28 protein-coding genes are annotated in these 26159 nt (G+C 44.8%); 4 read left to right on the top strand and 24 right to left on the bottom strand.

Features of this window, described 5'->3' with window-relative positions; genetic code table 11:
- Positions 1 to 144: 144 nt before the first annotated feature.
- Genes RTV33_RS09785 through RTV33_RS09770 form a run of 4 tightly spaced genes read left to right on the top strand, consistent with a single transcriptional unit; the run spans position 145 to position 4584 of the window.
- Entirely contained in the window at positions 145 to 2175 is a 2031-nt protein-coding gene (locus tag RTV33_RS09785; RefSeq protein WP_312643829.1) for a chemotaxis protein CheA, read from the top strand.
- A 12-nt stretch (positions 2176 to 2187) separates the two neighbouring features.
- Positions 2188 to 2664, top strand: a complete 477-nt coding sequence (locus RTV33_RS09780; RefSeq protein WP_312643828.1) for a chemotaxis protein CheW — start codon at positions 2188 to 2190, stop codon at positions 2662 to 2664.
- A 40-nt stretch (positions 2665 to 2704) separates the two neighbouring features.
- Positions 2705 to 3529: a protein-glutamate O-methyltransferase CheR gene (locus RTV33_RS09775; protein ID WP_312643826.1), complete on the top strand. Its 825-nt coding sequence runs from the start codon at positions 2705 to 2707 to the stop codon at positions 3527 to 3529.
- Positions 3526 to 4584: a chemotaxis response regulator protein-glutamate methylesterase gene (locus RTV33_RS09770; protein ID WP_312643824.1), complete on the top strand. Its 1059-nt coding sequence runs from the start codon at positions 3526 to 3528 to the stop codon at positions 4582 to 4584. Before RTV33_RS09775 ends, RTV33_RS09770 begins: the two co-directional genes overlap by 4 nt.
- 48 nt (positions 4585 to 4632) lie before the next feature.
- Here the strand turns inward: RTV33_RS09770 and RTV33_RS09765 are convergent, their stop codons facing one another.
- From RTV33_RS09765 to fliI, 24 genes are all read right to left on the bottom strand, one after another.
- Positions 4633 to 6360, bottom strand: coding sequence for a FapA family protein (locus tag RTV33_RS09765; RefSeq protein WP_312643822.1), 1728 nt, complete (start codon positions 6358 to 6360; stop codon positions 4633 to 4635).
- A 61-nt stretch (positions 6361 to 6421) separates the two neighbouring features.
- The gene (locus RTV33_RS09760; RefSeq protein ID WP_312643820.1) at positions 6422 to 6907 is read right to left on the bottom strand and encodes a chemotaxis protein CheD; all 486 of its coding nucleotides are present in this window, start codon (positions 6905 to 6907) and stop codon (positions 6422 to 6424) included.
- On the bottom strand, positions 6904 to 7527 hold the full coding sequence (locus tag RTV33_RS09755; RefSeq protein ID WP_312643818.1) for a chemotaxis protein CheC: 624 nt from the start codon (positions 7525 to 7527) through the stop codon (positions 6904 to 6906). Before RTV33_RS09755 ends, RTV33_RS09760 begins: the two co-directional genes overlap by 4 nt.
- Positions 7528 to 7546: 19 nt before the next feature.
- Positions 7547 to 8290 carry a flagellar hook-basal body protein gene (locus RTV33_RS09750; RefSeq protein WP_312643816.1) on the bottom strand — a complete coding sequence of 248 codons (744 nt, stop codon included), beginning with the start codon at positions 8288 to 8290 and terminating at the stop codon, positions 7547 to 7549.
- Between the two features lie 22 nt (positions 8291 to 8312).
- A complete protein-coding gene (locus RTV33_RS09745; protein ID WP_312643814.1) occupies positions 8313 to 9062 on the bottom strand; it encodes a flagellar hook-basal body protein in 750 nt (249 codons plus the stop codon).
- Between the two features lie 6 nt (positions 9063 to 9068).
- Positions 9069 to 9845 (bottom strand): FliA/WhiG family RNA polymerase sigma factor, encoded by a 777-nt coding sequence (locus tag RTV33_RS09740; RefSeq protein ID WP_312643812.1) that lies wholly within the window; start codon positions 9843 to 9845, stop codon positions 9069 to 9071.
- Positions 9846 to 9866: 21 nt separating this feature from the next.
- A complete protein-coding gene (flhA, locus tag RTV33_RS09735; protein WP_312643810.1) occupies positions 9867 to 11915 on the bottom strand; it encodes a flagellar biosynthesis protein FlhA in 2049 nt (682 codons plus the stop codon).
- Positions 11916 to 12977 carry a flagellar biosynthesis protein FlhB gene (gene flhB / locus RTV33_RS09730; protein ID WP_312643808.1) on the bottom strand — a complete coding sequence of 354 codons (1062 nt, stop codon included), beginning with the start codon at positions 12975 to 12977 and terminating at the stop codon, positions 11916 to 11918.
- Positions 12978 to 13010: 33 nt separating this feature from the next.
- The gene (gene fliR / locus RTV33_RS09725; protein WP_312643806.1) at positions 13011 to 13784 is read right to left on the bottom strand and encodes a flagellar biosynthetic protein FliR; all 774 of its coding nucleotides are present in this window, start codon (positions 13782 to 13784) and stop codon (positions 13011 to 13013) included.
- 5 nt (positions 13785 to 13789) lie between these two features.
- The gene (gene fliQ / locus RTV33_RS09720; RefSeq protein ID WP_312643804.1) at positions 13790 to 14053 is read right to left on the bottom strand and encodes a flagellar biosynthesis protein FliQ; all 264 of its coding nucleotides are present in this window, start codon (positions 14051 to 14053) and stop codon (positions 13790 to 13792) included.
- 48 nt (positions 14054 to 14101) lie between these two features.
- Positions 14102 to 14911 carry a flagellar type III secretion system pore protein FliP gene (gene fliP / locus RTV33_RS09715; RefSeq protein WP_312643802.1) on the bottom strand — a complete coding sequence of 270 codons (810 nt, stop codon included), beginning with the start codon at positions 14909 to 14911 and terminating at the stop codon, positions 14102 to 14104.
- Complete coding sequence (fliO, locus tag RTV33_RS09710; RefSeq protein ID WP_312643800.1) at positions 14908 to 15273, bottom strand: flagellar biosynthetic protein FliO; 366 nt, start codon at positions 15271 to 15273, stop codon at positions 14908 to 14910. Before fliO ends, fliP begins: the two co-directional genes overlap by 4 nt.
- A gap of 28 nt (positions 15274 to 15301) precedes the next feature.
- Positions 15302 to 15664: a response regulator gene (locus RTV33_RS09705; protein ID WP_312643798.1), complete on the bottom strand. Its 363-nt coding sequence runs from the start codon at positions 15662 to 15664 to the stop codon at positions 15302 to 15304.
- Positions 15665 to 15692: 28 nt separating this feature from the next.
- Complete coding sequence (gene fliY, locus RTV33_RS09700; RefSeq protein ID WP_312643797.1) at positions 15693 to 16895, bottom strand: flagellar motor switch phosphatase FliY; 1203 nt, start codon at positions 16893 to 16895, stop codon at positions 15693 to 15695.
- A gap of 20 nt (positions 16896 to 16915) precedes the next feature.
- On the bottom strand, positions 16916 to 17905 hold the full coding sequence (gene fliM / locus RTV33_RS09695; RefSeq protein ID WP_312643795.1) for a flagellar motor switch protein FliM: 990 nt from the start codon (positions 17903 to 17905) through the stop codon (positions 16916 to 16918).
- 31 nt (positions 17906 to 17936) lie between these two features.
- Complete coding sequence (locus tag RTV33_RS09690; RefSeq protein WP_312643793.1) at positions 17937 to 18860, bottom strand: flagellar motor protein MotB; 924 nt, start codon at positions 18858 to 18860, stop codon at positions 17937 to 17939.
- A gap of 42 nt (positions 18861 to 18902) precedes the next feature.
- The gene (locus RTV33_RS09685; protein WP_312643791.1) at positions 18903 to 19751 is read right to left on the bottom strand and encodes a motility protein A; all 849 of its coding nucleotides are present in this window, start codon (positions 19749 to 19751) and stop codon (positions 18903 to 18905) included.
- A 44-nt stretch (positions 19752 to 19795) separates the two neighbouring features.
- Positions 19796 to 20002, bottom strand: a complete 207-nt coding sequence (locus tag RTV33_RS09680; RefSeq protein WP_312643788.1) for a flagellar FlbD family protein — start codon at positions 20000 to 20002, stop codon at positions 19796 to 19798.
- A 135-nt stretch (positions 20003 to 20137) separates the two neighbouring features.
- A complete protein-coding gene (locus RTV33_RS09675) occupies positions 20138 to 21811 on the bottom strand; it encodes a flagellar hook-basal body complex protein (RefSeq protein ID WP_312643786.1) in 1674 nt (557 codons plus the stop codon).
- An 80-nt stretch (positions 21812 to 21891) separates the two neighbouring features.
- Positions 21892 to 22296, bottom strand: coding sequence for a TIGR02530 family flagellar biosynthesis protein (locus RTV33_RS09670; RefSeq protein WP_312643784.1), 405 nt, complete (start codon positions 22294 to 22296; stop codon positions 21892 to 21894).
- Between the two features lie 23 nt (positions 22297 to 22319).
- A complete protein-coding gene (locus RTV33_RS09665; protein ID WP_312643782.1) occupies positions 22320 to 23111 on the bottom strand; it encodes a flagellar hook capping FlgD N-terminal domain-containing protein in 792 nt (263 codons plus the stop codon).
- Positions 23112 to 23145: 34 nt separating this feature from the next.
- Positions 23146 to 24303, bottom strand: coding sequence for a flagellar hook-length control protein FliK (locus tag RTV33_RS09660; protein WP_312643781.1), 1158 nt, complete (start codon positions 24301 to 24303; stop codon positions 23146 to 23148).
- Between the two features lie 52 nt (positions 24304 to 24355).
- Entirely contained in the window at positions 24356 to 24805 is a 450-nt protein-coding gene (locus tag RTV33_RS09655; protein WP_312643779.1) for a flagellar FliJ family protein, read from the bottom strand.
- 11 nt (positions 24806 to 24816) lie between these two features.
- Complete coding sequence (fliI, locus tag RTV33_RS09650; protein WP_312643777.1) at positions 24817 to 26121, bottom strand: flagellar protein export ATPase FliI; 1305 nt, start codon at positions 26119 to 26121, stop codon at positions 24817 to 24819.
- Between the last annotated feature and the right edge of the window lie 38 nt (positions 26122 to 26159).

The following is a 26159-nucleotide window of genomic DNA, read 5'->3' as shown; positions in this document are numbered from 1 at the left end:
TTTAGACAAAAGTTAACAATTTAAATAAAGTTTTTTTGAAAAGTGCCGATTATTAAGATAAGAGTATTGTATAAAGCATGGTATCTTCCGCGTTAGGTGCCGTGTCTAACTATTTACCATATGCGCGGAGAAATGGTGGTTATAATGAGCGGTATTGACGTAAGTATGGAACCTATGCTCGAAATGTTTATCTATGAGTCCAATACACTTTTGGAACAGCTGGATGAAATTCTTCTCGAATCAGAAAAAGCAGACAGCCTAAGTTCTGAAAATATTGATGAGATTTTTCGCATTATGCATACCATAAAAGGTTCTTCCGCTATGATGGGGCTTGAGGCGGTATCTACCCTCACCCACAGAATTGAGGACCTTTTTTATCTTATCCGTGAAAACCCGAATGAGATAAAAGCACATCAAGAGGTATTCGATATTGTTTTTCAGGCCTCGGATTATTTGAAGGCAGAGATTGAGCTGATACAAAATGACGATTACACAGAGACTGATTTTTCAGAGCTGCTGAATCGCCTGAAAAAACTTGTTGCCCTTATGAAAACGGATGAAGCTCATGAGCCTGATTCGACAGTGAGCACCGCAGCACCCGTTGCCGTTTCAGACGAGACCACCGGAGATGAGCAGCAGGTACGCGTGTTTTTTGAGGATGATTGCCAGATGGAAAATATTCGCGCATTTATGCTGGTATCTCAGATTACCGAGCTGTGCAGTTCTATCACAACCGTTCCGGCACATCCCGAAAGCGACTCCAACCTTTCTGCAGAAATTGCCAAAAACGGTTTTATCATTCGGTTTGTGCCTGCCGCACCGCTGGACGAAATCTACACGGTGTTGGAAAACTCGCTTAATATCAAATCTTACGAGAACATTGCCGCTGAGCGCAAAAACGCTGTGAACAGCAGAAAAGGTGCAGGTACCGCTGCATCCAATGCCGATTCCCCATCGGAAAGTTCTGCCCCCAGCTCACAGGCAAGCAGCAAAACAGGAAAACAAAGCCTGATCAGTGTTAACCAAAGCAAGCTGGATCAGCTGATGGATATTGTAGGTGAAATCGTAATCGCAGAATCCATGGTAACGGGCAACGCTGATTTAAAAGGCCTCCAGCTGGATGGCTTCTATAAAGCAACACGTCAACTGCGCAAGCTGACTGACGAGCTGCAGGATATTGTCATGTCCATCCGTATGGTGCCGCTGTCGGGCGTCTTTCAAAAGATGAACCGCATTGTGCGTGATATGAGTAAAAAGCTGAACAAACTTGTAGACCTTGAGACACTGGGCGGCGAAACCGAGGTGGATAAAACCATTATCGACAGCATTACCGACCCGTTTATGCATATGATTCGCAACTCAATGGATCACGCTATTGAATCTCCCGAGGAGCGTAAGGCACTGGGCAAACCCGAAACCGGCAAAGTGACTATGGCCGCACAAAATGTGGGCGGTGAAATCGTCATTACCATTTCGGATGACGGCAAGGGCCTGCGTACCGAACAACTTCTCAAAAAAGCAAGACAAAACGGCATCCTCACCAAACCGGAAAACGAATACACCGAGAAAGAAATTTTTTCATTGATCATGGTTCCCGGGTTTTCTACAAACGAAGCAGTTACCGAATTTTCGGGGCGTGGCGTGGGAATGGATGTCGTTCGTAAAAACATAGAAAAGGTTGGCGGCTCAATCTCAGTGGACAGCAAGAAAGATGCCGGTACTATTTTTACCATCAAAATACCTTTAACCCTTGCCATTGTAGATGGTATGATGATTTCTGTGGGCGATACGGTATTTACTCTGCCTATCATTTCCATCAAACAATCTTTTAAAATCTCCGACGAGCACAAAATCATTTACGGAACCGATGGCTGCGAAATTATTATGGTGCGCGGCCAGTGCTATCCCATTATTCGTTTACACAATATCTATGGTGTCGAAACTGAGAAAACCGCGCTGTCTGACGGTATTGCCATTCTAATCGAAAACGAACATAAGGTTGCTTGCCTGTTTGCAGATGAACTGATTGGCGAGCAGCAGGTTGTGGTAAAGCCGTTCCCTAGCCTTCTCAACCGCCATAATTTAAAAGACAAAGGCATGGCCGGCTGTACCATTCTCGGAGATGGCAGCATCAGTTTGATTCTGGACGCTCACAATCTGCTCAAGCAGTACTAAGGAGGTTTTATTATGACGGAATATACGAATGAAGCCACAGCTCTGGATGATCTTATGGGGCGGTTTCTCACGTTTGACATAGGCGATATGATTTACGGTGTTGAGCTGCTGCATGTACTTGAAATTATCAGCATTCAGGCAATTACCAGTGTGCCCAGATTACCCAGCTATGTTAAGGGTATCATCAATTTAAGAGGTAAGATTGTTCCTGTAGTAGATGTTCGATTGAAATTAAAAAAAGAAGAAAAAGAATACGACGAAAAAACCTGTATCATCGTCGTTTCGGTTGAAGATATGTCTGTAGGGCTGATTGTTGACTGCGTATCAGAAGTTATCGATATCGACAATAAGGGGCTTTCCACGCCGCCAGAGCTGAGCACCGCTGCTTCCAGCCAATATCTAAGTTCTATCGCTAAAGTTGGGGATAATGTCGTTCTTAACATAGATTTGAAACGCTTCTTCCTTGAGGAAATCAGCGGATTATTTTAGTGCATCATCAAACTGATCGAAAGGAAAGGAGCATTTGCGTATGATAACGATGACAGATAAGGAATTCAACACACTCACTACGTTTGTAAAACAAAACTACGGTATTGATTTGAGCAAAAAACGCATCTTGATAGAAGGGCGCCTTTCCAATACACTTTCTGCAAGAGGTATTTCTTCTTTTGAGGAGTATATGGATCTCGTCTTCCGCGACAAGTCCGGACAGGAGATTAAAGTTCTTCTAAATAAATTAACCACCAATCACACCTTTTTTTTGAGAGAATCAGAACACTTTCAATTCTTGCAGCAACATGTACTCCCCTATTTAGTCAAGCAACGCAGCAACAGCAAGGATTTGCGCATTTGGAGTGCCGGCTGCTCTACCGGGCAGGAGCCATATACTATGGCGATGGCAATTGCCGATTTTTTTGGTAATCAAAGTGGTACCTGGGATACCACAATTTTGGCAACCGATCTTTCAACCCAGGTTTTGGATCAGGCTCGAAGCGGTATCTACTCTGCCGAGAGCCTCAAGGATGTTCCACCGGAATGGAGACGCAAATATTTTATTGATAAAAATGACGGTACTTTTGAGGTGTGTGACAGAATTAAAAAAGAGGTTGTTTTTCGTCATGCCAATCTGATGGAACCATTCTCCTACAAAAAGCCATTTGATATGATCTTTTGCAGAAATGTTATGATTTACTACGACGCTCAAACGAAAAACAACCTTGTCAACAAATTCTATAATTGCACAGCGGGCGGAGGCTTTCTTTTTATCGGTCATTCAGAAACAATTAACCGTGAAACAACAAAATATCGTTACATCAAGCCCGCTGTATATCAGAAAGGGGAAAATGCAAGGTGAAACCGCTGAAAAGAATCCGGGTACTTGTTGTGGATGATTCCATCGTATTCCGAGAAACCCTTTGTACAAACCTTTCTGCCAATTCCAAACTTGAGGTTGTAGGCTCTGCTACAGATTCTTTCGATGCAATGGAAAAAATAAAGCAGCTAAACCCTGATGTGGTGACACTGGACGTAGAGATGCCCAAGGTAAACGGAATTGATTTCTTGAAAAAATTGATGCCTATCAACCCGTTGCCTGTTGTGGTTGTCAGTTCGATGCCAGATAGAGCCTTTGAGGCCCTGGATGCCGGTGCAGTTGACTTTGTACGTAAACCCATGATTAAGTCACCTACCGATGTGTCCGATTTTATCAATGAGCTGATTGTAAAAATTAAAATTGCTTCTGCAGCGCATATAAGGAAAAAACCGGTTCTTGCTACGTTGCCTACCTCACAGTTTACCGCCAACATAGATAACAATATGGTAATTGCCATCGGCGCGTCCACAGGCGGCACAGAGGCGATTCTATCTGTAATAAAGGATCTTCCCGCAACCACCCCGGGCATTGTAGTAGTACAGCACATGCCCCCGGTATTCACTAAGATGTATGCACAGCGTCTGGATAAAATTTGTGCTATGACAGTAAAGGAAGCCGAGAATTTAGAACGGGTGGAGAAAGGCAAGGTTATTATTGCAGCAGGAGACAGCCATTTAACCCTTGCACGCGACTCGAGAGGGTTTTATGTAAAAAGCCGCCCCGGTGAAAGGGTAAGCGGGCACTGCCCCTCTGTTGATGTACTGTTTCATTCTGTAGCTGCCGTTGCCGGTGCTAATTCCATTGGTATTTTGCTTACCGGCATGGGAGCCGACGGTGCTAAGGGGCTGCTGAAAATGCGCCAAAGCGGTGCATACACCATTGGGCAAAACAAAGAAAGCTGTGTTGTTTATGGCATGCCAATGGTTGCCTATAATATTGGTGCTGTAACAAAGCAACTTCCCCTGCTTGATATTCAAGAACATATTATCTGCTATATGAATAAATTAGGAAACCTAAAAAATAATAGTTGCTTATAAACAAAACACGCAGGCAGAATTTTCTGCCTGCGTGTTTTGTTTCTATTTTTATTGGTAACTCGCTCTAATTTCGCCATCACTCATAGAATAAATACAGTTGGATGCCATGTTCTGTACGGTGGTTGTGATTTTTCCGATCGTAATTTGTGTACATGGATAAATCGTACCACAGATTAACCTGCTCTTTCCTACATTGTCTGCAATCTCATTGATCTCCTGTAATCTTTGAGTAAGCTGACTTTGCTTTAATTGGTTTAGTGGCCGTTGTATTTTAAACTGATTTAATTGCTTTACACGCTCAGCAGTAAGAGGCATTTTTCCTGCTAAGGTTTCAAGATACATAATATTTTTTTCAATGTCGGAATCTAAGTTTTTTAAATTTTCTATTTCTTTTGCAAGCTTATTTCTTTCTTTAATCAAGTCCGGAGTAACCCCCAACATAATTGCAGTGGGTATGTTGCTTGGGGCACCTACAACCTTTGCCTTAATTTCTTTGTATACCGTAAAAGATCCGCCAATAATAGCACCCTTTTTGCCCGAGACAATCAGTTCATCTTCGCAAAAAACGGTGGAGTTGATGATGGATTCCGCCTGAATTTTTCCTTTTGCCTTTATTTCACAGTTTTCAAGAAATTTACTTGTAATAGACTTTTGAGATTCGAGAACACCTTTGCGCATCCCGTTCATACCCTTCGATATGCTGATATTCCCTTTTGCATAGATAGATGCGCCTTCAACCATTCCTGTTATGGTAACATTACCTTGGGATTTAATGACGAATCCCTCGAATACATCGCCTCGAACAATCACATCTCCCGAAAAATCGATGTTTCCCACAGCATTATCGACATTTCCTGCTACTTCAAATGTTTTTTGAACCTGAAAACGCTCACGAGAAAATACAAGATTTCCCTCACAACCGGCGAGAAGCTGCGTCTTATCCTCTGATAACACCGTATTTTCACCGCGCGGAAGGGTTGCTACCTTGCCCTTCTTACCATTGAATGGATTCCCCAGAACATCGCTTCCGTCAATTGGGTCTATTGGTGGAATGAGCTCACAAATCAGAGTGTCTTTTTTTATAATTTGAATCAGGTTAAGACTTTTAAAGTCAATAGAACCGTCCTCACGGGTTGCAAAATTCAGCTTTCGCTCTCTGGGAAAATAGTCTTTAATCCCGCCGTCTTTTCCATCTATCGCAGGTGTACCCTCTGCAATGCGGTATAATCTGTTATACAGCTTATTTTCAGCAATATCATTAAGTCGGTCTTGATTGATTCCATAAACAATGCCATTCTTGCTGAGTGCATCGGTTAGCATTTCGTGTGTTACTTCATTACCGCCATATTTGGGGGAAGTAACACAAATAGTAGCGGCCATCTTATTGTTTTCCAGCAGTATCTCTACCTCAGCGTCTACAGGCTCTGGCATCGACTCCGGCTCTTTTTCCAGCTCGGTTTCCTCTTCTTGCGAAGGAGTATCCGCTACTTCGGCGGTGTCACCCGGCTGCTCTGATATTTCTTCTTGCTGGTTTTCATAAGATATCGTTTCTTCTGTTTCTACTGTCGATTCCGAAAGAACTTCGTCCTGCACCTCATCCACAGTTTGATTCTGTTTTTGTTTACTGTTCTGTTTCGAAAACTTGTTAAAAAGGCTGAGAAGAAAGCTCTGAGACCCCTCCGTTTTTGATTGTGGCACGGCATTTTCAGCGGATTTAGTTTCTGTTTCTTGCTCCGACTGCATGATGTCTCCGTTTTTTATCTCATCTTTACTCATGTCTTATGCCTCCAAACTATTTTGTTGTGATCCCAGATATACAGATAACATATGGTTTTTTCTATAACATGCTTTCGCCTTTCAGCGCCGACTTGATGCGCATTACGCCTGTTTCGGGATAAAAAAACAGGGTTCTTCCATAGTTACTTCCTGTATCCTCTGCTAAAATGGGAATTCCAAGCCCTGCAAGTATATTCTTTACCTCTACCACATTTCGTTTTCCAATATTAGAAATAGCCGAATTGCTTGCACAGTTAAACATGCAGGCACCACCTGCAATTTTAGCTTTTAAGCGTGCTCTACTTGCACCACACAATTCCATTCTTTGTATAAGTGCATAGATTGCGGTATCTGCAAATTTATTAGATGGGGGCATATTAGGAAGCTGTTTGCTTGACGGAAGCATGATGTGCGCAAGCCCCCCCAGCCGAGTTAACGGATCAAGAAGGCAAATTCCCACGCACGAACCCAGTGCGTAAGTAACCAACACGTCCGGCGCATAAACAAGGTTAATATCTGATATTCCAACTGTCACTACTTCGCTCATCCTGATACGCCCAACTTTTTTATAATTTTTTCTAGTGATTTTGCTTCCGGAATCAATAACATATGGCTTTTCATCTTTTCGCCATCAATATTGATATCCCCTTTGATAAACATGAGCTGGTCGCCAACCTCAGCAAACACAATACTGGGTTCGCTGAGTATCGCTCCCAACATATCAAAACACATGGACGGCACGGATAAAGTAATGAAAAAATCGGTAAGTGCCGAAAGTGCATTTGCGTAGGAATACGCCATGATGTTGGCAATCTCAATCAGTGCCGAGCGCCCCATCTCATCAATATCATAAAAACTTTGATAATTCTGCTCAAGGAGTACGTTGAGCGTCTTGCAGGCAAAATCATTTTCCATTAAAAACAGCATCATGCCTTCCACATCGCCCTGCATAATAGAAAGTATGCCGATGACGACATTTTCTGCCCCCCCAAGCATATCCGCCGCTTTATTAATTTCCATAATTTTAACGGTGGGGCTTTGAATTGTTACGTTGGTACTGAGCAGCATAGACAGCGAGGTTACGGCGTTGCCTGAACCGATGTTACCAATCTCAGCGAGCATGTCAATCTGCGCCACGCCTAGGTTCTGATAAATGTTCCCCTGCATATCTCCACCTCCTTTGAAATTATCTTAAATTATTTACCATTTCTTCAATTTGGTCGGCAGTCTGAACAATTTTTGCATTCAGCTGAAATGCACGCTGGGTTTGCAGTACATTCACCATTTCGGTGGACATATCAACATCCGAAAGCTCGAGTGCGCCGGAAATCAGCTCTGTTGTGCTTTCGTCGCGGTCTCTGCGGTTGGCTCTTGCCTCGCCGGAAAGCGGTGTTGCTGCAAGGCTTGTATTTCCAATTGGCTTTAAACCGTAGGGGTTGGAGAATGTATAGATGCCAATGCGTTCTTCCACACCGGTAATATCTGCAACATTGCTGCCATCTTTTAGATTCAGCTCAATTCTTCTGCCGCGTTCATCCAGCACATAGCCGCCGTCTGTGGTGACAAGGTAAGCACGATCACGATCCATACCGATGGTAAATGCACCGTTGCGCGTATATTCCGGATTTTCTCCGCCTCTGTCCACACAGAAAAAGCCTTCGCCAACCAGTGCAAAATCCAAACCATATTCGGTGCGGTTGAGCATACCCTGTTTAAACAAAAGGTCAATGTTTTCTATTTTAACGCCATGCCCTTGCATCGCGTTTTCATTTGCTCTTGTATCCATTTGCGTATACAAAATATCACTAAAAGAGGATTTTTGCGGCTTGTAGCCTACCGTGCTGATATTCGCCATATTGTTGGAAATCAGATCCATATCCTTTTGAAAGGCTGTCATTCCCGAAACAGCGGTATAAAATGCAATATTCATTTTTCACCCATCCTTTTTGGAATTATAATCTGCCCAACTCATTGGCAGTTTTTTGATTCAGTTGATCGATGGTGGTAAGTGCCTTGCTGCAGGACTGGAATGCACGCTGAACCTCCATTGCCATTGACATTTCGCGGTTCATATCGATATTGGATTGCTCCAGTACACCCTGCACAACACGGATATTACCTGTCTGCAAATTGCCCTGCTGCGCCGGATCGACACCGTACATACCGTTTTCAAAATCCTGCAAAGCGTTATAATCCTGCGGCTGCACCAGCAACAAGCGGTCAATGCGTCTGCCCGTGGCATTATACACGGTACCGTCTTCTCCTACAGTAAATGCAGAGGAGTTCAATAAGATTTCGCCGCCCTCACCAAGCACTCTGCCCTGCCCGCGCAGCACCAGGTAGCCTTCTTCGTCGATATCAAAATTGCCATTTCGGGTTAAGTATTGCTGTTCTCCCCCTTGTATGGTGAAGAAGCCGTCTCCCTCAATCGCCAAATCGAATGGTCTGTATGTTTCCTGCAGAAAGGAAGGATCAAACTGTGTCGGCACCGAGTCGACAATGCGAATAGGAGCACCGGAGCCGATTTGCGTAGAATTGCCTGCTTCCTGCCGCGCAAGCAGCGCCTGCTCAAAGGTGCTGCTCACCACCCGCTTGCTGCGATAACCCGGTGTTTTTACATTTGCAATATTGTTGGATAGCACATTCAATGTACGCTGTTGCATAAACATACCGGATGCCGCCGTGTAAAACCCGCTGAACATGTCTCATCAACCTTTCATATAATGCTGCATTTTTCCTTTAAGCTTTGAGATTGCTTTCGTATGTATTTGACAGATTCTGGACTCGCTGACTTCGAGCACCTTTGCAATATCGGAATATTTAAGGCTCTCGTAGTAATAAAGCGAAAGCACCGTTTGCTCTTTTTCGGTAAGTTCGCTGACTGCACCTGCAAGCACTTCCTTCATCTCTTGGCGGAAGACATGGCTTTCTGGCTGAGAGTCTTCGCCCGCTGTGCTGCTTTCTTCGCTAAAATCCATCTGCAGTGTGTTTTGCACAACCCCTTCAAAAGAAAGCAAAACCGAGTTGGAAATTTCGCTATAGTGCTTGCTCAACGCTTCCTCTGACATCTGCAGGTGCTGCGCAATCTCGCTTGCGCTTGGCTCGCGCATATAGCGGTTGGAAAGTTCATCGTACGCTCGGTCGATATCCTTTGCCGTTTTGCGTACTCTACGCGGCAGCCAATCCTGCTTGCGTATAAAATCGATGACCGAGCCGCGTATCCTCATAAATGCATAGGTTTCAAACTTAACGCCCTTTTCCAGATCAAACTTCTCAATACAGTCGATCAGTGTGAGTACCCCTTGATTTACTATGTCCTCAACCTGTGCGTAATTGGAGGCGATCCCCCTCATCTGCATTGCTGTGGAGCGTGCAATGTAACTGTAATGAAGAATTAGTCGGTTGCGAATCTCTACACTTCGGTTTTCTTGATAGTTTTTCATTTCTTCAACAGGGTCATCCAATTTATATTGGCTTTCTGACACAGGGGCTCACCTCCTTTTCTGTTATACTATGCTGATATTCCCAAGCGCCTGTATCTGTATGTTATTATCAATTTCGCTGAAAGACAGCACCACAATGTTGGGATAGAACTGATCAATCAGCTTTTTAAAGTAGATACGAACAACGGGAGAAGTAATTATAGTAGGTGCCTGAACCAGATCTTTAATTTTATTGATTTCGGTAGTGGTTGCCGAGACAATATTCTGTATCGCCTGCGGGTCAAGAGCAAGATAAGAACCGCTGTCCATCTTCTTTACAGAACCCATAATCATATTCTCAATCTGTGCATCTAAGCTGACCACTTTCATCTGCCCGGCTTCTGAGAACTTATGAGAAATGGTGCGCTTAAGCGATTGACGTACATATTCGGTGAGCATATCGGTATCTTTAATCTGAGCACCGTAATCACCCAGCGTCTCCACAATTGTCTCCATATCCCGAATAGGTACACCCTCTCGAAGCAAGTTGGCGAGCACCTTTTGTAGGTTGCCAATCGAGATAATCTCCGGAATCGTATCATTAACAATGGTCTCGTTTGATTTACGCAGATTGGAGACCAGGTTGTTGACCTCCTGCCTGTTGAGCAGCTCATGCAGGTGCATTTTAATAACCTCTGACAAGTGAGTAATGATTACAGAGGTGGGGTCAATCAAGGTGTATCCGGCAAGCTCCGCCTTAATCTTTTTGTCATCGCTGATCCATTTTGCAGGAATATTAAATGCAGGCTCTATGGTGTCGATGCCCTCTATCTCTTCTGCGATTTCACCTGGAGAAAGCGCAAGATAATGGTCGACAAGGATATCTCCGCGTGCGACCTCTTCGCCCTTAAACTTAATGCTGTATTGGTTTGGATTAAGCTGACCGCTGTCTTTCAGCCGTACAGACGGGATAACCATACCCATTTCCAGCGCGAGCTGTTTGCGGAACATAACAACACGGTCAATAAAGCTGCCGCCATTGCTTTCATCCACCAACGGAATCAAGCTGTATCCAAACTCCATTTCAATCTGCTCTACTGTGAGCAGACCATAGACATTGTCAATATTTTTGTAGTACGATGCTTCGCTGGTAACCTCTGTTTCGGGGAGCAAGCCCTGTTCCGGCTGTACCACAGGACTGCCTTTGCGTTGTAAAACGATGCCCAACGAAATTAGCCCGATAGAAACGGTAAGTATCTGCAGGCGCGGGAAGCCCGGTATCAGGCACAATGCACCCACAGCGACACCCGCCATAATCAGTACCTTAGGCTGTGACAGGAACTGTTTGCTAACCTCCTCGTTGAGGTTACTTTCTGATGCGGACCTAGTAACGATCATACCGGTTGCAACAGAAATCAGCAGTGCCGGCAGCTGTGAGATCAGGCCATCACCCACCGTGGCGGTGGTGTAAATCTGCATGATTTCGGAGAAGCTGCCCACATTATTGATAAAGCCCATAATTATACCGCCGATGAGATTGATGAACGTAACGATAATGGACATGATTGCGTCGCCCTTTACAAACTTTGACGCACCGTCCATCGAGCCAAAGAAGTCTGCTTCACGCTGAATCTTTAAGCGGCGCTCCCTTGCCTGCTGCTCATCAATCAGTCCTGAGTTCAGGTCTGCGTCAATTGCCATCTGCTTACCGGGCATTGCATCCAAGGTAAAACGGGCGGCAACCTCGGCCACACGCTCTGAGCCTTTGGTGATTACGATAAACTGAACCAATACGATAATGAGGAATATAATTAAGCCCACCACGGCATTTCCGCGGATGACGAACTCTCCAAATGTTTTTACAACCTGTCCGGCATTACCGTCTTCCAACAAAATTAGTCTGGTGGAAGATATATTAAGCGCCAGACGAAACAGAGTTGTAATCAGAAGTATTGATGGAAAAATGGAGAACTCCAGCGATTCTCTTATGTACATGCTGGTAATCAAAATAACAAACGATAATGTCAAGTTTAAGATGAACATCAAATCCAGCCAGAAAGGCGGAAGCGGTACGATTATTAAGAAGATGATCGTCACAACAAAAACCGACACGATAAAATTAAATTTCTTCAACTATTTCAAATCCTTTTTCTTCAGGTTGTACACAAATGCAAGCACACCTGCAACTGCCTGATAAAACTCATCGGGAATTTCTCTGTCAAGATCAACCGTCTCGTACAAACCTCTAGCAAGCGGTCTGTTTTCTGTAATGACAACATCGTGCTGTTCGGCTATCTCGATGATTTTCAGCGCAACACGGTCAGCGCCCTTGGCGACTACAACCGGTGCTCGGTTTTTTTCGGGATCATATTGAATTGCAACAGCATAGTGGGTCGGGTTTCGAATAACCACATCGGCGCTTGGTACGTTTTGCATCATACGCTTTTGTGCCATCTGCTGCTGCTTTTCTTTAATCTTTCCTTTTATCTGGGGGTCACCTTCAGTTTGTTTGTACTCTTCCTTAATTTCCTGCTTGCTCATGCGCAGATTTTTCTCATAATCCCACCACTGGTAGAAATAGTCGAATGCTGCAATAAAAGCAAACACCATTGCAGTGGTGGATACCAGCGACATAATGCTTTCCCCAATAAACACTACAGCCTCCTGCACGGACATATCCAGCAGCCTGGGAAAGCCCACCATACGTTTTATAAAGTTGTTGTATACAATCCAGCCGAGCAGGACGATTTTTAAAATTGCTTTGATAATTTCAACAAGCGAACGAATGGAAAACATGCGCTTAAAGCCTTGCAGAGGGCTGATTCGGCTTGCCTTAAAGCGCATTGCCTCGCCCGAAAAAAGCATTTTTGTTTGCATGCCCGTTAATACAATTGCCAGCACAGAGCTGAGCATCAACAGCGGCAGGGCTGTCAGAGCAAAGATAAGTAATCCGTCCAGCAGCAACTGCCGTGTATCCATAACGCTGATTGTTTTCATCGTGCCTGCTAATTCAAAAAAATCTCGAATGCATTTGCTGAGATAATTGGTGATATGAGGCGACAGCGCTTTGATGCTGTAAAACATGATTACCAGCGAAAAAACAGCTATCACATCACGGCTTTGAAAGATATTACCCTTTTTTCGTTCGTCCTGCTTTCGTTTGGGGGTCGCCTTCTCGGTTTTTTCGCCAGCCAATCAAATCCCCCCTTTTCCACCGCTTTCGTTTGTTTATGCCATTGCGGCAAACAGGGCACGCTGCATATTCTCTAGCATTACCACCACATAATTATCCATAAAAGAGCCTACCGGATGGGCAAACGCAAACAGAAGAATGATACCTACCAATACTTTCATTTGGATATTGATGACGAAAATATGAATTTGCGGAATGATTTTCATCAGAATACCCATTGCAATCTCTAAAATAAATTCTACCGCTATAAAAGGCAGGGCCAGCTTTAATGCCAACACAAACACCGAGATGAATAGATTGACGATATGTTCACCAATAGCTGTGGAAAGCCCCACTGCACCTACCGGGACAACCTGATAGGAGGTTGCAAAAATCTTGATCATAATCAGGTGGCTGTTGGTTGCAAAAATATAGAACATAAAAAGCAGGTTCAGTAGGTTGCCCGAGGTAGACATCTGTATATTGGAGGATGGATCAAACACCTTGGACATAGAAAGACCAAACTCCATATCCATAATATCCCCGGCAAAAAACAGCAGGTAGTAGAATATTTGGAACACAAACCCGCACACAAAGCCAAGAAACAACTCCTTGAACATGGCGAATATAAATTCCAGCTCGAGCATGCCCGCAATAGGGGCGCCGTCAACCGTTGGTGTAATTACAATGGTTAGAGCAAGAATCAGCCCCATACGAACCTGAGTGGGTACATTGCGCCGGGCAAAAAGCGGATTGAATAGGATCATACCGCTCATCCGGACAAAGACCAGCATAAAAACGTCCAGATAGGCAAACAACTCATTCCACATAGCCGCTATAACCCCGCCATGATTTCAAACAACCTCTGCGTAAACTCAGAAAGAAGTGTAATCATCCATGAACCAAGAAACAACAGTATCAGCGATATTACAATAACTTTGGGTACAAAAGTAAGGGTTTGCTCATGGATTTGTGTTGCCGCTTGAAATATGGCAATCACCAAACCAACAATAATGCTGACAGCGAGCATTGGTCCTGCAAGCTTAAAGGCAATCAGCAGCGCTTCTTTGAGAATATCCAGTGCGACGCCCTGTGTCAAAAGTACCAATCCTCTCCATAAATTTCATCTGTCATAAATACCGCCTTGCTAACGGAAGCTTTTTACGAGGGTTCCCATCAACAATCCCCATCCGTCTACCAATACAAACATCATTATCTTAAACGGAAGGGAAATCATTGCGGGGGGTAACATTACCATACCCATGGACATCAATGTACTTGCCACCACCATATCAATTATGAGAAATGGAATAAATAGCAAAAAGCCCATGGTAAAAGCACGTTTTAATTCGCTTGTGATAAACGACGGGATGATTACCTCCAAACCAAGCTCCGTGAAAGCTTCGATACTCTGTCCTTCCTGCAACTGCGGTACAGGGCTTTTCGAGATGGACAGAAACAGGTTGAGGTCTTTTTTGTGTGTTTGCTTGAGCATAAACACCTTGATTGGCTTTACTGCCCGTTCGGTGGCAACTTCTTGCGTGATTGCCCCCTCTTTATAGGGGATATAAGCGGTTTGGTTAATCTCGCTGACAACAGGGGACATAATAAACAGTGTTAAAAACAGCGCAAGCCCCACCAAAATCTGATTGGGGGGGGACTGCTGCGTGCCCAACGCATTTCTTAAAAACGACAGGACAATGATGATTCTTGTAAAGCTGGTCATCATAATTAAAATGGACGGTGCCAACGCAAGAATCGCTACTAAAAACAATAGCTCAATGGTACCCATGGTACCGCCTGCATCTTCGCCTGCATTTAAATCAATCGAAATACCGGGGGCTGCATATGTAATGGTACACAACACAAACGACAATACCACCACCATAAGCAGAGATATTGTAAAGAACAGAAGATGCTTTTTAAGCTCCGCACGGCTTACTTTGCGTGTATTCACTCTGCATCATCCCCCTTTTTCTTTTTCCCCATAAGCTTCGCAGCCCAGCCTTCGTGCAAGGCACTGTTTAAAATTGAGGAAAAATCGGTATCTGATGTTTTCGCCTGTAAAATAAGCTCATCGGCGTTTTCAATATCACAAAGCTTTTGTACGCTGTGCGAGGTCATGCCTACTAGCATGGTTTGATCCTGCACCTGAACAATCATCAGCATTTTGTCCTGTCCCACCATCACTCTATCCAGAACTTTAATCATTCTGGAACCACTTTGCATGGAACCTTTTTTTCCAATCCATTTTGTCGTGTAGTACGCAAGGACTAAAATCAAAATGAGCACTACGAGCGAAAATAAAAACTCCGGCACGCTGTAAACCTCCTGTGCGGTACCGCTTTTAAGCCAGTACCTTGTTTACCGTTTGCAAAATGCGATCTGATTTAAACGGTTTTACAATAAAATCAAGTGCACCCAAACGAATGGCTTCTACCACCATTGCCTCTTGTCCCATTGCAGAGCACATAATCACCCTTGCGGAATCATCTAGCGCTTTAATAGCCTGCAATGCCTGAATACCATTCATATTCGGCATAGTAATATCCATAATTACAAGGTCGGGGCGCTCCTGCTCATACATTCCCAACGCAATTTGCCCGTCACCAGCTTCTACAAAGCTATCGAAACCATTTTTAGAAAGCGTATCTTTAATCATCATTCTCATGAATGCAGCGTCATCTACAATCATTATTTTCTTAGACATAATCGTTCTCCTCTATACCTAAAATAAATCAGTTCTGCTCATTGTTGGCCAGGATATCCCTGGTGTTTAAAATTTCGGTAATACGAACGCCAAAGTTATCTTCCAGAACCACCACGTCGCCTCGTGCAATCAGCTGCCCGTTGACAATAATATCAACCGGTGCACCTGCTTGTTTTTCCAGCTCAATGACTGTTCCCTGAGTGAAATCTAAAATCTCTTTTACCTTGCGTTTGGTTTTACCGATTTCAACCGAAACACCCAACGGAACATTCATAATCAGATCCATATTTCCACCGGGCATTCCTGTGGGTGAAACAGGGGCCTGCGTAGAAAACTGTGGAACTTGAATACCCTGCACATTAACAGGGGGCTGGTTCACAGGCATTGTGGGATTGTTGGGATACATGGGGTAGCCTCCCTGCGGATAGCCCATCATCGGATACCCATTTTGCATTTGCGGCGGGGCATAATAAGGGTTTTCAGCATAGAAAGACTGCCCTTGCTGCGGCGGCATAGCTTGTGCAGCCACAGGGGCCTGCTGTACGGGAGCTTGCGGTGGTGGTTGTGGGTATTGCGGTTGGGGCGGTTGCGGTGCAGGCTGCGGCTGGGCCTCAACCTTTGGCTGTACCGGCTGTACAAACTGACCGACCAAACTTTTTGCCAGATCAATTGACATTACATTAATAAACTCACTGTCCATAATTTCGTCAATGCTCAGGCGGAATCGAACCGCAACAATTTCATCGGTATTCTCTACTCCGATCGCGTCTTTAAAGGTGTGATCATCATCCATGACATATGCGTCCGGAGTGGAGATATTAATTGATTTTCCGAGGAATGTTGAAAGAGCCGTCGCAGATGCACCCATCATTTGATTCATAACTTCGCATGCTGCACTCATAGATAACTCATCGAATTCAAAATCCGGCTGGGGCAGATCGTTGTTTCCCATCAGTTGGTTTAAAAGCAGCTGCATATCCCGTTGGCGGAATACCATGACGCTGCAACCGGATATCCCCTCAATATAGGTGATTTTTACAATCATTGCGGGTTCCAGTTCAGTATAATCGATTTCTTTTAAGGGCTTTACTGATACTTTTGGCGTTGTAATGTCCACTTTTTTATCGAGCATAGTTGACATTGCTGTCGCTGCTGAACCCATACTGATATTTAAGATTTCACCAATCGCATCTGTTTCCAATTCAGACAAATGAGTCTGCGGAATTTCCATATCCACAACTCCTCCCGTTCTTACATAAATTTATTCACTTTAACAGCTTTTCTGGTCTTTATCTTGCCTAGCTTTGCCGTAAACCACGGCACGTCCTCCACCAACACCTGAATATCACTGTTAATATTTTTATTCAGCGGAATAATATCCCCTACCTGGAGCTGTAAGACATCGTGCATACCCAGCTCAAACTCATGAAGCCGTGCTTTCAGCTCCAAGTCAGAATGCATAATGGAATTCATAATGACTTGCTTTCTCTGTTTCTCTTTATCCGCATCCATCTTACGGGTTGAACGCGTATATTTGGAGCTAAAGCTGTCTGACATTTCTTCCAAACTGGTTGCAGGAATACAAATGCTGATTTTTCCTGTGACATTTCTGATTTTTGCATTGAGCACAACAATAACAACAATGTCCTCCTGTGCATTAACCTGAAGCAATCGCGAGTTTGTCTCCAATCCCCGGAAACTCGCTTTCGCATCAATTGAAGTGCCCCAAGCTTCCTCAACATAATGCGCAAATTTTTCATAGACATAGGCCAATATTGTCTTTTCAATGTCGGTAAATTCTCTGTCCAGGTTGTAACCTTCACCAGCGCCGCCCAGCAAACGGTCAATCATAAAAAAGCCGATTGTGGTGGACATATCCATAGTCAGTGTTGTCTCACTAATATTAGGATCGAGAGGGTTCAGATCAATCAGGCCGACTAAGGCGATATCCGGAAGAGCATTGCTGTACTCGAAATATCGTTGCTCCTCAATTTGCAGCACACTGACTTCACAGTATTCCCTAAGCATACTAGTAAAATATGAGGTGATTGAGCGCGCCAGATTTTCGTGCATGCTTTCCAACGTTCTAAGCCGCTCTTTGGTAAATTTTTTAGGGGACTTAAAGTCGTACTCCTTAATCCGCCTTCCCCCTGCAGAAGACTCTTGCGGACTAATGGGCTCGCCTTTACCCAGATTCGTCAGCAATGCGTCAATCTGGCTTTGTGATAAGATTTCAGGCATTTTCCTGTGTCACATCCTTACGGTAGTGTAGTTAATTCTGCTGACTTTCTTCATTTGCGCCGTCATCAGCTGCTAATTCCTCCCCTTCAGTGGGAATAATAATATTTGCGGGCGTGAGAGGGTCGTTGTACATACTGATGTCGTAGTTACCCTGTAAGAAGTTATATAATTCCTCGGTATCTGTAATACCGGAATTAGCAATGTTAAAGTTATTGCTGAGGATCATCATATCCACGCGCCGGTTTTTCTCTCTTCCCTCTGCAGTATCATTTTCTGCAATCGGTTGATTCTTTCCGTAGCCCTGTGAGATCAGCTTTTGAGGCTCAATCATTTTAACATCCTCAAAATAAATTGCTACATTGTTCGCGCGGTCAGAGGACAAAATTCTGTCGTTAACCTTATAGTTTTCAACACCCGGAACCGCCGCGGTATGCCCATTGATGCGGATAGCAAGGATGTCTTTCTCTATACTCTTGAAGCAATCGCCGAGATAATTCAGAATATCCACACTGGCATGACGCAGCTGCGCACTGTCCGCATCAAAAAAGATATTGTTGTTAAAACGAATATAGACAAAATTCTCATTTCTCTGAACATCTATATCGGATTCAAGATTGTTTTCACGCACATAACTTTTCAAATATTCATACAGCTCGTCAAAGGTAGCAGGCAAGCCCGTGGTTTCCTCTATCATGCCGTCACCGTTTGCCTTAAACGGCTCTTCGGAGGTGCTTCCCGGTGAAAACTCGCCGCCGTTTTCGTCATTTTGATATACAATTTGCGTCGCAGTACCCATGCGATCTTGAAATACTTTAATAAGCTGCTCAAATTTTTCCTCCTGCACTGAGGACATCGTAAATAGCAGGACAAAAAAGGTAAGAACAAGAGTTACCATGTCCGCGTAGGTATTCAGCCACCCGTCCGTTTTTTCTTCTTCACGTTGTTTTCTTGCCATATCTTTCACACCACCTTTACGCCGGTATCGGCAAGGTTATTTTTAGCGCCCTCTTTTAACTTTAACATTCTTCTGAAGTGGTACGTCGTCCTCCACATCTGATTCACCTTTGCTCTTTTTCATAATTGAAGCGGGCAAGAATTTGGTTAATTTTTCTTTAATAAATTTTGGGTTTTCACCCGCTTGAATCGCCTGTACACCCTCAACAATAATCATTTTACAAAGATATTCTTCTTCATGGCGTACCTTAAGCTTATTAGAAATTGGTAAGAAAATTATATTTGCAAGCATTGAACCATAAAAGGTGGTTATCAGTGCAACGGCCATACCAGAACCTACCGCACTTACGTCCTCAAGTGAACCAAGCATAAGCACAAGACCGATCAGAGTACCAATCATACCAAACGCAGGGGCATATGCAGCACCTTTGTCGTAAAAGGCTCTATCCTGCGCATGGCGCTCATCCAGGTATTCAAGTTCTGACTCAAGCAAATTTTTTACCTTTTCCGGCTCCACCGAATCCACTACCAGCATTAGGCTGTTACGTAAAAACAAATCATCTGTTTCATTGAGTTTGTCCTCCAGCGAAAGCAGCCCCTTCATTCTTGCTTCCTTTGCAAACTCAACAATCTGATCAATAAAGTGGAGCGGATTGTATTTGTTTGGAAAGAAAATTATTTTCAGGTGCTTTCCGACTTTTTTAAAGCTGCTGAGTGGGAAGGACATCATCATAACAGCAATCGTACCGCCAAAGGTGATTGCCATACTTGGGTAATCAATGAAAGCCCCAAGATTGCCCCATACAACCTGCATTGCGTCCTGATCGAACACCATACCAAAAACGACCAAAGCGAAACTGAGTATTAAACCTATAATAGACATAAAATCCATAACTGCTCTCATCCTTTACTGCTCAATTGTCTTTTTATAGTAAATTACTTAAGAATCATTTTTATAAAATTACCAAACGTTTCTTTACGGTAATCAACAACCTTTTGCACAACCTCTTGCATTGACTCACGCACAATAAAAATTTTACCTCCTGTAAGAGTAATGGTAGTATCAGGATTCTCAGCTATGCTCTCGATAAGGTCGCAGTTTAAAACAAATAGATCTTTATTAAGCTTGGTTAGAGTAATCATATTCACATTCTCCTCATCGGTAATTTTAGCTTTGTAAATCAAGATTTTCGCTGCTGCAGGTCATTGGAAAAGCTGCTTTTCCAATGACCTGCAGCAGCGACGCAGTGCGCCGCTGCCGCCTGCTGTAGGTATGTATTATCGTTTTAAGTTAACCAGCTCATTGAGCATTTCGTCGGATACTGTGATTAGTCTGGAGTTTGCCTGGAAACCCCTCTGCGTGATGATCATATCGGAAAACTCTCTGGATAGGTCAACGTTGGACATCTCCAGCGAGCCGGCCGCCAGCGCGCCCGAGCCGGAGGAACCGGGCTGACAGTAGTTGGCTGTTCCCGAGTTGCCTGTAGAAGAGAAGTAAGAGTTACCCACCTGCTCAAGTCCCTGCGGGTTCTCGAAGGTAACGATATCAAGCCTGCCGAGCTGAAGCCTGCCATGTACGGGATGAACGCCTTCGATAACACCGTCTGCACCGATTGCGATACTGGAAAGATCCGCTACGGTCTGCGAGCCGCCCTCGGTACCCTTTGACAGCATGATCGGCTTGCTCATAAGACCGAGGTCGTTGGATTTCTGAGCAGGTTTTGCAGTGATTGCATCTACAAGCGCATCAAAGGCGTTACCGTTAGCCATATCGGCGCCGGGGGTACCTTCCTCCGTGTTGTATGCTGCATTCATCGCCGTTAAACCGGGATGAGTCATGTCCAGATAAGTGCCATCTGCCGCCTTCATGCGTACAGATCCGGCACCGGTCATCAATGTGGTGACATGGCCTGTATAGACTTTACCGGCGGCATCTGTTGCGGTAATTTTCCAGCCCTCGGGGTCAGTTGCAGTACCGGGAGTGACATAGGTTGACGCAAATGTAAGATCACTGTCAGAATCAAACATTGGGCTGGTGCTGGTGCCTTTAAACTTCATACCGCCAAAAATTCCGGTATTGGGGATACCTGTGAGGCTGCCCATCTTTACGTCAAAGTCTTTGCCGATGAGCTCTGCACCTGTGAGCCCGTCTACGGGGAACAACCCGGTGGCTGGGTCGGTAGTGATTGAAAAATCTCCGCCCGGGTGAGGCTTGCCGCCGTTGGCCTCGGTGATAGCGGCATTCATTTTCGCTGTGAAATCCTCCATACTGGTGAAAACACTGTTCTTGTTGACACGAACCGTAATGGAAGAAGATGACATCTCATCCTTTTGTACGCTGACGTCAACACCGCCGGGCAGGCTGTCGTCTAACATAAAGTTGAAGGTAACGTTACCGTCTTTGGTGGAGTTCTGTGCGGAGAATGTAAATTTAACACCATTGATTGTTTCCTGCACATTTGCGGGTGTAGGGGGAACCGACGGAATCATAAGTTGGATTTTTTCGTTGGAGGGCGATTTACCAAGCGGGTTGCCCGATACACCCAGTACAAAGTTACCGTTGGAATCTACAAGGTTGCCTGCCGAGTCAACGTTCAGCATACCTGCTCTGGTATAAAAAATGTTGCCATCGGTATCCTGTACCTGGAAGAAGCCCTCACCTGCGATTGCCGCGTCCATACCATTGTCGGTCATCTGCAGGGTTGATCTTGTCTGCAGAACATCTACGCTGCCAATTTTAGAGCCATAACCAACCTGGCTTGGGTTGGTACCGCCGCGCACTGCCGTGCCGCCCGACGCACCGCTCATTGTCTGATAGTAAACATCCTTAAAGGACGCTCTGCTTGCTTTAAAACCATATGTATTCACGTTTGCGATGTTATTACCGATAACGTCCATTCTGGTTTGATGGGCTTTCATGCCCGATACGCCCGAATACATGGAACGAACCATACTGTTACTCTCCTTTTTTTGAATACCGTTTCATCTTTCAGTCAGTCAAGATGAAGTTTTAGCTTCCTAAAAAGGTCCGGCTAAATAATTACGGTACCGTCGATATTGGTGAATATATTTCCCTTTAAGTCATTGCTGCTTACAGTTGTAATCACTGTATTGTTTTTTACATTTACAATAAACGCTGTGGAGTCTACAAGAATTAATGGCTCATTCAGCCCCTTCTCCTCTGCCATACGCACACCCTCGTTCAGGCGCGCCATTTTGCTTTCAGAGATGTCAATATTGCGCTGTACCACTCTGTTTACTGCATGCTTTGAAAATTCCAGATTGCTGTTTGCCCTGATCTGCTGCTGCAGGATATCTCGAAAGGATACTTCCTCTATTTGACCTGTTGCCTGTGTCTTTTTTTCTTGAGATGCCGGAACCTGAGGAGTACCCGTAACGACAGGGACAGAAAATCGGTTGTAAAAAAGAGGATCCATGCCCACTTCTGCCTCCTATCCTGCTACTCGCCCTGCGGTTTGGTGGTTACAGTTGTTTTTTGATAAACTGTTTCCTTGCCGTTGCCGTCTTTTACCACAACATTGATAAAGTAGGTGGTATCCGGCTCAAGCCCTGTGATAGTCTCGCTTGTTAAACCGCCACGCTCAGAAGAACCAAAGCGTATACCCGCTTTTACCTCGTCTACTGTGTCGAACGCCGAACCGGTTGAATAATAGACGGTGTATTTCAGCTTAGAAGCAATCACCTCGTCCGATGTTGGCACCGGCCACGCAAGGTCGATTGTTGTGTCTGTTTTGTTTTTCGGAAGAATTGTGTATTTCGACGGATCTACCTGAGGCTTATCACTGCCGTCTGATGATGTTCCGTGAACCTCCATCAGCTGGTCAACACTGTATTCTTTTCCGGCGACATAGATTTTAAATTCGTTGCCTACAAAAGAAATCCTCTCTACCGGGCCAATTACCTTATTTACGTTTCCGCCGATAGAAAGCTTTGCAACGGTAACATCCTTGCCAACCAGTGACATCATAAAGTTGGATTTCGAATGATATGCCAACTCCTGCATCTGCTGCATGGTGGCAAACTGCGCAAGCTGTGTGACATACTGGGTATCATCCACAGGGTTTGTAAAATCCTGATTTTTAAGCTGGGCGATCATAAGCTGCAAAAAATTATCGACTGAAATTTGTTTGTCTTTTGCATCTCCGTAAACTGCGTCAATCGTCTGCCCGCCGCTTGTTTGATTGGTTCTGTAGCTGTTGTTTCCAACCCCACTGATGCTGTCATAACCCATTGTCTTCCTCCTTCCTGAAAATTTTCTATGCTAGTTAGATATACTGATCGAGTGCCGATGTACCGGCTATGTAGCTTTGCTGCGGTACATAACTGTTTTCCTCTTGCGCTTCAAACTGCCCGTAAGGCAGGAAGTTTCTGCCGCCACGGTTGGAATAAGCACTTTGCTGTTGCTGCTGGAACAAACTCTGGTGATAGGTTGCCGAATCAAACGAATGGCTGTTTTGGTTGCTGATTTGCTGAACCTCTGCATTCATCGGCCGAAGAATACTTCTCAGATTAATTAGTTCGCTGTTAAGCAATTTTTCTGTCTGCGCTGTGGATGTAACAATGTTCAGTGCAATTTTACCACCCGTTGACACCATATGTACCGTGATTTCGCCCAAGCCCTCGGGCTTTAGCTTAATGACAAACTCGTTTGCACCGGATTTAACGCCCTGTTCTATACCTGTTTTCACTTGTTCAAGAACGTTCTGCGGGGATACCGTTTGCGTATCAAGCTGTTTGACAAACGAGTTTTCACTGATACCGTTTGGCTGTACTGCCGCTGCCGCACCTAGGTATTTGCCCGACTCTACATCCTTCTGCAAGGTCTCAATGTTCACAGGTGTTTCTTCTTTTATCGCTTGAGCAGTAGGTTTACCACCCATCATAGACTGTGCCTTTAGCACCGCGGTTTGAAACTCACTTTGTCCCGTTAGTACATCTTGAGTTTGTGTGGCTTGTGCTTCATTTTTCACCGCCGTAAATGCAGGCATGTCTTGTTGTGACTGTAGCGATTCAAGCAAGGTAAGCATTTCGGGTGTAAGCTGTTCCTGTTTGCTGAGTAAATTCGTCAGCTGCGGCACATCCACACCCATTGCGGTAATCTGTTCTACCAATGCCGGTAAATCGCCCGCTAGCTGCAGGTTTTCTGCCGCAAATTCGGGGGTCATCATCAGCATCTGTGCAATCATCTGCAGCGTGTCATCGGTTAAGGTTTCTTGCGAGAGTTTTTTCTTCAGCGCTGCAAGCAGACCCTCTTGCGATTGTACCGTGTTTACCTGCTGCCCGCTTTTTGCTGAGCCGCAAAGCTGCATCATCAACTCCAAAAAGCCGCCAGCCTGGCCGCTTCCTTGCGCTCCTGCATGGCTCACCGCGCCTGCTGCAATATCCCTTGCCGTAACAACCTGCGTGTTCATATTCACTTCCATCCTCTTCACCTCCTTCATCATTTTTAATTTTATGAAGGACAAGCCCACTTTTTTAAGAGTTGACCTGTCGAATCAACGTTGAGGCTACATGCTCTGAAATAAGCAGCTCTTCCGCTTTTGTTAAAGTGTATTGATATTCTTCCCACTGTTTTTCCTTAAGATTTTCCAGCTTGGAGACCTGCTGTGAGGCCTTCACCACTGCGTTTCGCTGGAGCTCAACCGAAGAATTCAATAGTGCCTGATCTTTTTGCAGCTGCTTTAACTGCTTTTTGCCGTTCTCTAATGTAAATGTTAACGACCTTAGCTCACTGATGATAACGCCTTCGCGTGTCTTTTGCTCTAACCTTGTTCTAACTTGTTCAAGCTGCTCGGTAACGCTCTGTACATGATGATCGAGCGCATTTTTTTGTATGAAAAGCTGGCTTAAAGCATTCTTTTCTTTCTCAAGCAGCTGCTCGCGAAAGTTCAGCATTTTGCTGAGTGAGAATTCAAACTTTTTCACTGCTTTTCCCCCTATTCAACAAGGCGTTTCATCTGTTCTACTGTTTCTTCAAAGCTGTATTTTTCATCCACACCTTGCTGCAAAAATTGATTGATTGCATCAATGCGGGTGATGGCGTAATCCAGCTCTGGGTTTGACCCGCTTTTGTAAGCACCGATGGAAATAAGATCGGCATTCGCCTCATAAATTGACATCAGCCTGCGAATTTTTCCCGCCGCCGCCTTATGCTCCGGGTCGGAAATATCATTCATCAAACGGCTGACACTGGCAAGCACCTCGATTGCGGGGTAGTGGTTTTTCATTGCCACCTTACGCGAAAGCATAATATGCCCGTCGATGATACCGCGTACTGTATCTGAAATAGGCTCGTTTGAGTCGTCGCCCTCCACCAAAACTGTGTAAATTCCAGTAATAGAGCCTTTCTCAAAATTGCCGGATCGTTCCAGCAGCTTCGGCATTGCCGAGTAGATGGATGGCGTATAACCGCGTGCCACGGGTGGTTCGCCAATGCTGAGCCCTATTTCACGCTGTGCCATTGCAAAACGAGTGAGGGAATCCATCATCAGCAATACGTCTTTGCCCTGATCTTTAAAATACTCTGCAATCGTCGTGGCTGTGAGAGCGCATTTTGAGCGCATCATGGCAGGCTGATCGGAGGTTGCTACCACAAGCACTGAGCGCTTTGCACCTTCCTCACCAAGGTCTCGCTTGATGAACTCCACAACCTCACGGCTTCTTTCGCCCACCAATGCAATTACGTTGACATCTGCTTTTACATTTTTAGCCAGCATACCCATCAGTGTACTTTTTCCCACACCGCTGCCGGCGAAGATACCCATTCTCTGCCCTTTTCCAATCGTGAGCATTCCGTCTATCGCCTTGACGCCCATTTGGATGACTGTATCGATTCTAGGGCGATCCATGGGGTTGGAACGAGTACCGTTGATGGAATAGAATTTCTCCGCTTGAATCGGCGGGCCTCCATCAATGGGAACTCCCATTGCGTCTACTGTTCTGCCGATTAAGTCATCGCTCATTTTAATTTTGAGCTTGTCCCCTGTGTTTTTTACAAGGCAACCATAGCCGATGCCCTCAATCTCTTCATATGGCATGAGAAGCACCTTGTTCTCTTTAAAGCCGACAACCTCGGCAAGCGCGGTACAAGTGCCGCCCTGATACTCTATATGACATACATCGCCAATATTGCAGGCAGGACCTGTCGCCTCCACAGTCATTCCGACAATTTTATCAATCCGCCCCATTCGTGTATACAAGTCGGCGGATTGTACAACCTGCCTTAACTTTGAAAGTTCCAAATCCCATCACCACACTTTGTATGTTAATTGTTGGGCAG

This window comes from Hydrogenoanaerobacterium sp. (assembly GCF_032017025.1).
GTDB lineage: Bacteria > Bacillota > Clostridia > Oscillospirales > Ruminococcaceae > Hydrogenoanaerobacterium.
This window is presented reverse-complemented; position numbering and strand designations above follow the sequence as displayed.

Bases quoted from the DNA above. Each gene is read 5' to 3' on its own strand.
- RTV33_RS09765 (WP_312643822.1), bottom strand. From the start codon at position 6,360: ATGAGTAAAGATGAGATAAAAAACGGAGACATCATGCAGTCGGAGCAA.
- fliY (WP_312643797.1), bottom strand. From the start codon at position 16,895: ATGGAAATTCCGCAGACTCATTTGTCTGAATTGGAAACAGATGCGATT.
- RTV33_RS09780 (WP_312643828.1), top strand. From the start codon at position 2,188: ATGACGGAATATACGAATGAAGCCACAGCTCTGGATGATCTTATGGGG.
- RTV33_RS09785 (WP_312643829.1), top strand. From the start codon at position 145: ATGAGCGGTATTGACGTAAGTATGGAACCTATGCTCGAAATGTTTATC.
- RTV33_RS09750 (WP_312643816.1), bottom strand. From the start codon at position 8,290: ATGAATATTGCATTTTATACCGCTGTTTCGGGAATGACAGCCTTTCAA.
- RTV33_RS09760 (WP_312643820.1), bottom strand. From the start codon at position 6,907: ATGAGCGAAGTAGTGACAGTTGGAATATCAGATATTAACCTTGTTTAT.
- fliM (WP_312643795.1), bottom strand. From the start codon at position 17,905: ATGCCTGAAATCTTATCACAAAGCCAGATTGACGCATTGCTGACGAAT.
- fliR (WP_312643806.1), bottom strand. From the start codon at position 13,784: ATGTGGAATGAGTTGTTTGCCTATCTGGACGTTTTTATGCTGGTCTTT.
- RTV33_RS09685 (WP_312643791.1), bottom strand. From the start codon at position 19,751: ATGGATTTTATGTCTATTATAGGTTTAATACTCAGTTTCGCTTTGGTC.
- RTV33_RS09665 (WP_312643782.1), bottom strand. From the start codon at position 23,111: ATGGGTTATGACAGCATCAGTGGGGTTGGAAACAACAGCTACAGAACC.
- RTV33_RS09670 (WP_312643784.1), bottom strand. From the start codon at position 22,296: ATGGATCCTCTTTTTTACAACCGATTTTCTGTCCCTGTCGTTACGGGT.
- RTV33_RS09660 (WP_312643781.1), bottom strand. From the start codon at position 24,303: ATGGAAGTGAATATGAACACGCAGGTTGTTACGGCAAGGGATATTGCA.
- RTV33_RS09755 (WP_312643818.1), bottom strand. From the start codon at position 7,527: ATGCAGGGGAACATTTATCAGAACCTAGGCGTGGCGCAGATTGACATG.
- RTV33_RS09745 (WP_312643814.1), bottom strand. From the start codon at position 9,062: ATGTTCAGCGGGTTTTACACGGCGGCATCCGGTATGTTTATGCAACAG.
- RTV33_RS09675 (WP_312643786.1), bottom strand. From the start codon at position 21,811: ATGGTTCGTTCCATGTATTCGGGCGTATCGGGCATGAAAGCCCATCAA.
- RTV33_RS09690 (WP_312643793.1), bottom strand. From the start codon at position 18,860: ATGGCAAGAAAACAACGTGAAGAAGAAAAAACGGACGGGTGGCTGAAT.
- RTV33_RS09775 (WP_312643826.1), top strand. From the start codon at position 2,705: ATGATAACGATGACAGATAAGGAATTCAACACACTCACTACGTTTGTA.
- RTV33_RS09705 (WP_312643798.1), bottom strand. From the start codon at position 15,664: ATGTCTAAGAAAATAATGATTGTAGATGACGCTGCATTCATGAGAATG.
- RTV33_RS09680 (WP_312643788.1), bottom strand. From the start codon at position 20,002: ATGATTACTCTAACCAAGCTTAATAAAGATCTATTTGTTTTAAACTGC.